This window comes from Metabacillus herbersteinensis (genome assembly GCF_042433335.1).
GTDB classification, from domain to species: domain Bacteria; phylum Bacillota; class Bacilli; order Bacillales; family Bacillaceae; genus Metabacillus; species Metabacillus herbersteinensis.
On record NZ_JBHLVO010000008.1, the window covers coordinates 161,826 to 168,101 of the forward strand.

At 40.1% G+C, this 6,276-nt stretch carries 4 protein-coding genes, 17 tRNA genes and 1 rRNA gene; 1 reads left to right on the forward strand and 21 read right to left on the reverse strand.

The features are described from left to right. Nucleotides 1-50: 50 nt before the first annotated feature. The 3 genes from trmL to queG all read right to left on the reverse strand — a co-directional run bounded on the left by trmL (nucleotide 51) and on the right by queG (nucleotide 2,914). Nucleotides 51-524: a tRNA (uridine(34)/cytosine(34)/5-carboxymethylaminomethyluridine(34)-2'-O)-methyltransferase TrmL gene (gene trmL, locus ACFFIX_RS12140; protein WP_378934249.1), complete on the reverse strand. Its 474-nt coding sequence runs from the start codon at nucleotides 522-524 to the stop codon at nucleotides 51-53. Between the two features lie 44 nt (nucleotides 525-568). Continuing rightward, nucleotides 569-1,456 carry an amidase domain-containing protein gene (locus ACFFIX_RS12145; RefSeq protein WP_378934251.1) on the reverse strand — a complete coding sequence of 296 codons (888 nt, stop codon included), beginning with the start codon at nucleotides 1,454-1,456 and terminating at the stop codon, nucleotides 569-571. Nucleotides 1,457-1,777: 321 nt separating this feature from the next. Then, on the reverse strand, nucleotides 1,778-2,914 hold the full coding sequence (queG, locus tag ACFFIX_RS12150; protein WP_378934253.1) for a tRNA epoxyqueuosine(34) reductase QueG: 1,137 nt from the start codon (nucleotides 2,912-2,914) through the stop codon (nucleotides 1,778-1,780). Between the two features lie 77 nt (nucleotides 2,915-2,991). Here queG and ACFFIX_RS12155 point away from each other — a divergent pair, with 77 nt between their 5' ends. Beyond that, nucleotides 2,992-3,657: a B3/B4 domain-containing protein gene (locus ACFFIX_RS12155; RefSeq protein WP_378934255.1), complete on the forward strand. Its 666-nt coding sequence runs from the start codon at nucleotides 2,992-2,994 to the stop codon at nucleotides 3,655-3,657. Between the two features lie 65 nt (nucleotides 3,658-3,722). Here ACFFIX_RS12155 and ACFFIX_RS12160 read toward each other — a convergent pair. The 18 genes from ACFFIX_RS12160 to rrf all read right to left on the reverse strand — a co-directional run bounded on the left by ACFFIX_RS12160 (nucleotide 3,723) and on the right by rrf (nucleotide 6,057). After that, nucleotides 3,723-3,796, reverse strand: a tRNA-Gly gene (locus tag ACFFIX_RS12160). A 119-nt stretch (nucleotides 3,797-3,915) separates the two neighbouring features. Next, nucleotides 3,916-3,996: transfer RNA gene (locus ACFFIX_RS12165), tRNA-Leu, on the reverse strand. Nucleotides 3,997-4,006: 10 nt separating this feature from the next. After that, nucleotides 4,007-4,095 (reverse strand) — tRNA-Leu (locus ACFFIX_RS12170). 48 nt (nucleotides 4,096-4,143) lie between these two features. Then, nucleotides 4,144-4,217: transfer RNA gene (locus ACFFIX_RS12175), tRNA-Cys, on the reverse strand. Nucleotides 4,218-4,227: 10 nt separating this feature from the next. Continuing rightward, nucleotides 4,228-4,302: transfer RNA gene (locus ACFFIX_RS12180), tRNA-Gly, on the reverse strand. Between the two features lie 63 nt (nucleotides 4,303-4,365). Continuing rightward, nucleotides 4,366-4,440 (reverse strand) — tRNA-Gln (locus ACFFIX_RS12185). A 166-nt stretch (nucleotides 4,441-4,606) separates the two neighbouring features. Beyond that, nucleotides 4,607-4,682 (reverse strand) — tRNA-His (locus ACFFIX_RS12190). A gap of 14 nt (nucleotides 4,683-4,696) precedes the next feature. After that, nucleotides 4,697-4,770 (reverse strand) — tRNA-Trp (locus ACFFIX_RS12195). Between the two features lie 14 nt (nucleotides 4,771-4,784). Then, nucleotides 4,785-4,868, reverse strand: a tRNA-Tyr gene (locus ACFFIX_RS12200). Between the two features lie 15 nt (nucleotides 4,869-4,883). Further along, nucleotides 4,884-4,956: transfer RNA gene (locus ACFFIX_RS12205), tRNA-Thr, on the reverse strand. Between the two features lie 14 nt (nucleotides 4,957-4,970). After that, a tRNA-Phe gene (locus ACFFIX_RS12210) sits at nucleotides 4,971-5,046 on the reverse strand. 188 nt (nucleotides 5,047-5,234) lie between these two features. Further along, nucleotides 5,235-5,310: transfer RNA gene (locus ACFFIX_RS12215), tRNA-Asp, on the reverse strand. A gap of 133 nt (nucleotides 5,311-5,443) precedes the next feature. Beyond that, nucleotides 5,444-5,520: transfer RNA gene (locus tag ACFFIX_RS12220), tRNA-Met, on the reverse strand. A 15-nt stretch (nucleotides 5,521-5,535) separates the two neighbouring features. Further along, nucleotides 5,536-5,611: transfer RNA gene (locus tag ACFFIX_RS12225), tRNA-Val, on the reverse strand. Nucleotides 5,612-5,656: 45 nt separating this feature from the next. Then, nucleotides 5,657-5,731, reverse strand: a tRNA-Glu gene (locus tag ACFFIX_RS12230). Nucleotides 5,732-5,757: 26 nt separating this feature from the next. Next, a tRNA-Ser gene (locus ACFFIX_RS12235) sits at nucleotides 5,758-5,849 on the reverse strand. Nucleotides 5,850-5,853: 4 nt separating this feature from the next. Further along, nucleotides 5,854-5,928, reverse strand: a tRNA-Asn gene (locus ACFFIX_RS12240). Between the two features lie 13 nt (nucleotides 5,929-5,941). Continuing rightward, a 5S ribosomal RNA gene (rrf, locus tag ACFFIX_RS12245) occupies nucleotides 5,942-6,057 on the reverse strand. Nucleotides 6,058-6,276: the final 219 nt, after the last annotated feature.

The following is a 6,276-nucleotide window of genomic DNA, read 5'->3' on the forward strand; positions in this document are numbered from 1 at the left end:
TGAAAAAATAATATAAAAAACGACCTCAACTAAAAAGTTGAGGTCGTTTTTTATTGTAAGCCTGGATATTGTTGTTGTCGCAAGGCTTCATAAATAAGAATAGCTGCTGTGTTTGATAAATTAAGTGAACGTACATTCTCTGTCATTGGTAGGCGTAGGCATCTGTCTGAATTGTTGTGAATAATGTCTTTGGGTAAACCAGTTGTCTCACGACCAAATAAAAAGTAATAATCCTTATCTGGTTCACTATAGTCAAAACTAGTAAAGGTTTTTGTCCCAAATTTTGATAAGTAAAAGAACTCTGCTCCACTGTTTTTTTCAAAAAAATCATCAATTGAATCATAATATACAACTTTTACATGTTCCCAATAATCTAAGCCTGCACGCTTTAACATTTTATCATCTGTAGAAAAGCCTAAAGGCCGGATTAAATGGAGTGTTGTATTAGTTGCAGCACAAGTTCGTGCAATATTTCCCGTATTTGAAGGAATTTGTGGTTGATATAAAACAACATGTATTGCCACTTTTCTCACCTCGTAATTTTTCACTAGCAACTATTATACCACTGTTATTTCTTTGTTGTATCATCAACAATGTGATAAAACTTGTATTTAATATTAGGTGTATATGCTGTCGAGTCTTCGTAGGACCAATAGCGCATCCTGCTATTATAGGATTGCGCATTAACCAGTGGCATATTATTCTGATCCTTCGCCACTACAATCGTCGTGTGATCGTATCTGCCGTCACCTTGAAAATCTAAGCAAATTACATCTCCTGGCATTAGTTCCTCTGCAGTAGAAACTTCCTTTGCACGTAATCCGGTTTTTGAAGAGCCAAGAAATAATCTCATTGAATTTGCGACAGTCCAACTATAACTCCAATCGTTACTCTGCATCCACCAGCCGCTTGATCGATTCGGATAGCCCCTCATAGAAGCATTACCTGCATGCAAACATTGTGAAATAAAGTTGGTGCAATTATCACCGAAATTCTTATACTTTGAGTTATGGCTATTCCACCATCTTTCTGCGTATTGAACAGCTGCCAGTCGATCATAATAAAAAGACGATCTTTCCTCTTTCTCCTCATAGATTTGTTCATCACTAAACATTTTTGTATTCTCTGTTTCCTCATCCTCAACAAGATTGTTTTTATAGATTCTTGCTTTTCTCTTCTCAATTCTTTCTTCAATGAAAAAAATATCGTTTTGTTTATTTAGCCACTTGTAATGACATGTATAAAACACATCTGTTAGTTTCTTCCCGACTTCTTTTGCTTCTTTTATTGAGATTTTAGTATTTCCTTTAACAACCTCAATGTTTCTTTCCTCATTTATGTGTACCTTTCGTTCAAGGGCCTGATAATCTTCGTTGTTTCGACTCATCGGTATCCTTTTTTTATTAATAAGCATTTGAAGTTTCTCTTCATTTAATTCGGTTAGCAGCTTTTTCATCATTTCCCTCCACCACCAATTGTTTAATAGTACACAATATGTTTGTATGGAGAGGATATGAACAAAAGCGCAAGCGCCTTGAACAGCCTTAGGCATAGCATAAGGCGATTATAAACAGAAGGTGTTCTTTGCCTTCAATTTATAATTGACTTATGACCTCGAGGCAGGCAGGGAACGCGACGTCAATCGCCATGACTGCACTAGCACGTCCTGTGCGTCGGGGCTAGGCGCTGAATCTGATGTAAAAACGCACACTTACTCTTTAAATATATAAATTCTGAGTATAAAAAAAGGATGACTATAGTATCATCCCTAGCGTTACTATCTTCTTTCTAATAGCTCTATCCCTTTTTCTATTTCTAGTTTGGCATCATGATCTAACTCGTTTGCAAAAGCTTTCTGTAATTCATCGCTTGCTTCTAGTTCTCCAATCTTCCCGATAGCCCATCCAGCTGTTCCTCTAATCACTGGTCTTGGATCTGTATGCAATAGTTTAATTAAATCGGGGATCGCTGTTGTATCTTTAAAGTGTGCAAGAGCAATGATTGCATTACGTTGGATCGGTTTTTTTCCTCTCCAAGAGCCTGAAACATGACCAAACTTCTCTTTGAACTCTCGATTACTCATCGTTAAAAGGGGTTTAAGCTTCGGCTTTGCAATCTCAGGATCGGGTTCCATTTCTTCATGAAAGTGAAAATCTTTCCCTTTATTTTCGGGACAAACAGTTTGACAAGTGTCACAACCGTATAGTCTGTTTCCAAGTTTAGCGCGATACTGTTCTGGTAGAAACCCTTTTGTTTGCGTCAAAAAAGCAATACATTTAGAAGAGTCAAGCTGCCCACCTTGTACTAGAGCCCCAGTTGGACAGACGTCTACACATTTATTACAGCTTCCACATTGATCTTCCAATGGCTTGTCAGGTAAAAGTGGTAGATTCGTAATGATTTCGCCCAGATAAACATATGAACCAAACTCGGGTGTAATAATCGCACAGTTTTTACCACTCCAGCCTATGCCTGCTCTCTGTGCAACAGCACGGTCAGATAGCTCTCCTGTATCGACCATAGATTTAATTTTAACTTCTGGCACCTTTTCCTTTATATAGGATTCTAGCTTTGACAAGCGATCTCTTAACACAACATGATAATCTTGTCCCCAAGAAGCTCTACAAAATATTCCTCTACGATCAGCTTTGGTGCTTTTTGGTGCAGCTTTCATTTTAGAAGGATAGGCTAAGGCAATCGAAATAATGGACCTTGCTTTCGGTAATAACAAGTCAGGATTAGAACGTTTTTCGAGATCCGACTCTTCAAAACCTGATTGATATCCTAGTCCCTGCTGTACAGTTAATCGCTGTTTTAATTCATCAAAAACAGATGCACTTGCAAACCCAATTTTATCAATACCAATTTCTTTACTATATTGAATAATCTCTTCCTTAAGTTGATAATAGTCCACTCCCAAAGCCCCCTTCTTTAAAGGCCCTCTAAAATATATGGTAAGATAAATAAAATAGTATTTGGAGGGTTAAATTTATGGAAATTAATATAGATTCAGGTCTCAAACAGAAGATTGACAACTTTAAAATAGGTGCAATTTTATACGAAAATATAGAAGTGTCTCACTCACCTCAAATGTTACAAGGTCGCCTCAGACTATTTCAAGAATCCTTATTTTTTGAATATGCTGAAAAAAATGTTACAGATATTCCAAGTGTTAAAGAATGGCGAAATTCATTTAAGCTGGTTGGGGCTGATCCTGCTAGATACCGCCCTTCCAATGAAGCATTGCTTCGCCGCGTTCAAAAACAACAGTATATTAGTAGTATGCACTCAGCTGTTGACTTGAATAATTTCTTATCTCTACAATATCAAATTCCATTAGGCATCTATGATTATAACTTACTCAAAGGTAATATCTTAATAACAATTGGAACTGAATCTGATACATACTTGGCCGTAAATGAACGCGAAGTTAATTTTGAAAACAAGATTCTCTCAAAAGACTCTATAGGAGCTTTCGGAAGTCCATACGTTGATTCTAAGAGAACATCCGTTAACTTCGATACCAAGGACGCACTTCATCTAGTATACCTTCGACCTTCTATGAACAGTGAAGATGCGAAGGATTTATTAGCATCCTTAACAAAAATGTTTCTTCAAATACATGGTGGTGAAGCAACATATAAAGTTATCGAATAAAAAAATAAATAACGCAATGCCCCGTTTTACTAAGAAACGAAACACTGCGTTGATAATAGTATGTATGGAGCGGGTGAAGGGAATCGAACCCTCATCATCAGCTTGGAAGGCTGAGGTTTTACCACTAAACTACACCCGCATATATTGGTTGTTTTGTATTATACCAAGGTCTACGTTAAGAATCAATACTTTGAAAAAAATAGCGAAATTTGTCGAACAAGTAACAAAAATAAAAACAGGGATATCCTGTCATTTTAATACCAGTGGTCGGGATCGAACCGACACTCCAAAGGAACACGATTTTGAGTCGTGCGCGTCTGCCAATTCCGCCACACTGGCCTAATACATATGGTGCCGAGGACCGGAATCGAACCGGTACGGTAGTCACCTACCGCAGGATTTTAAGTCCTGTGCGTCTGCCAGTTCCGCCACCCCGGCTAAGAGGTATAAAAAAAGCATTTCTAGATAACAATTCAATAAATGAATTGGAGGCGACACCCGGATTTGAACCGGGGATAAAGGTTTTGCAGACCTCTGCCTTACCACTTGGCTATGCCGCCAACTAGAAAATGGAGCGGAAGACGAGGTTCGAACTCGCGACCCCCACCTTGGCAAGGTGGTGTTCTACCACTGAACTACTTCCGCATCATTTAATTATATTATACTCTAGCCTATGCTATTAAGGCAAAATTGTTTCTAAAAAAAGATTGGCTGGGCTAGCTGGATTTGAACCAACGCATGTCGCAGTCAAAGTGCGATGCCTTACCGCTTGGCTATAGCCCAATGAATAAGCTTCAAGAAAAAACTTCCTGAGTATGCTTCATGAATAATCGTCGACTACTAAGTAGACGTGATATCTTAGTAAAACCTAATATCATTATAGTAATTGAGTTTAATCCCTCATGCTTAATCAGAAATGAATCAAGATGTTAATACTAGAAATTAAAAATGGGGCGACTGATGGGAATCGAACCCACGAATGCCTGAACCACAATCAGGTGCGTTAACCACTTCGCCACAACCGCCACGAAATTTATATTGGCAGGGGCAGTAGGAATCGAACCCACACTGGAGGTTTTGGAGACCTCTGTTCTACCTTTAAACTATGCCCCTATGTTATATATAGATGGTGGAGGGGGGCAGATTCGAACTGCCGAACCCGAAGGAGCGGATTTACAGTCCGCCGCGTTTAGCCACTTCGCTACCCCTCCATATTAATAAAACAGTGCCGGCAAGAGGACTTGAACCCCCAACCTACTGATTACAAGTCAGTTGCTCTACCAGTTGAGCTACACCGGCTTAATAATATTAAATGGTGGCTCAGGACGGAATCGAACCGCCGACACAAGGATTTTCAGTCCTTTGCTCTACCGACTGAGCTACTGAGCCATTTATTAAAATCGAATAATACTTTGTTTTAAACTTGAAACCTTCGCCCAAATTTCAGGGAGCTTAACCAAGTAGCAGCTCAATTTGTGCGCTGATGCTTTGCTTTGTAGCTTACTCGAACGTGCTCTACCGACTGAGCTACTGAGCCATTTTTATAAATCGTAATTTAGTTTCTAAATAAAAAAATATGGCGGTCCCGACGGGAATCGAACCCGCGATCTCCTGCGTGACAAGCAGGCATGTTAACCGCTACACCACGGAACCGTAAATTTACGATAAGCTTCGATCTCTTCGTCAGCTTCACTCATTCAGATCCTCGTACAAACAACGTACGCTCCGGTCTTCACTCGTTTTGCTTCCTCGACCTTCTCGCTTCTCCTGAATTTTCATTTTTAATTGGTTGCGGGGGCAGGATTTGAACCTGCGACCTTCGGGTTATGAGCCCGACGAGCTACCGAACTGCTCCACCCCGCGATAATATTATTAAAATGGTGGAGGATGACGGGATCGAACCGCCGACCCTCTGCTTGTAAGGCAGATGCTCTCCCAGCTGAGCTAATCCTCCAAAGTACTTAATTCATATTAACATACATTGAATCTTTATAAAAGTTGGTGACCCATACGGGATTCGAACCCGTGTTACCGCCGTGAAAGGGCGGTGTCTTAACCGCTTGACCAATGGGCCATAAAATCAATCTATGAATAAAGTAGTGGCGGAGAGCAAGGGATTTGAACCCTTGAGACAGCGTTAACCGCCTACACGATTTCCAATCGTGCTCCTTCGGCCACTCGGACAGCTCTCCATAATGGCTCCGCAGGCAGGACTCGAACCTGCGACCGATCGGTTAACAGCCGATAGCTCTACCACTGAGCTACTGCGGAATAATATAAAATTGCCCGGCAATGTCCTACTCTCACAGGGGGAGACCCCCAACTACCATCGGCGCTGAAGAGCTTAACTTCCGTGTTCGGGATGGGAACGGGTGTGACCTCTTCGCCATCATCACCAGACATTATGACAAAAATAATTATACTATTTTCAGAGAAAATTTCAAGTGTAATTTTAAATTACCAAAAATTACATTCTCTCAAAACTAGACTTGCACAGGATGTGCTGACTTCTACGTTTGTCACAGGACGTGACGGTACTTAGTAGAAGCTCCTTTGAGTATATTCACTCAAAACTAGATAACAGGTTAAACAGAATTCACACGATTAACGTAATAATAA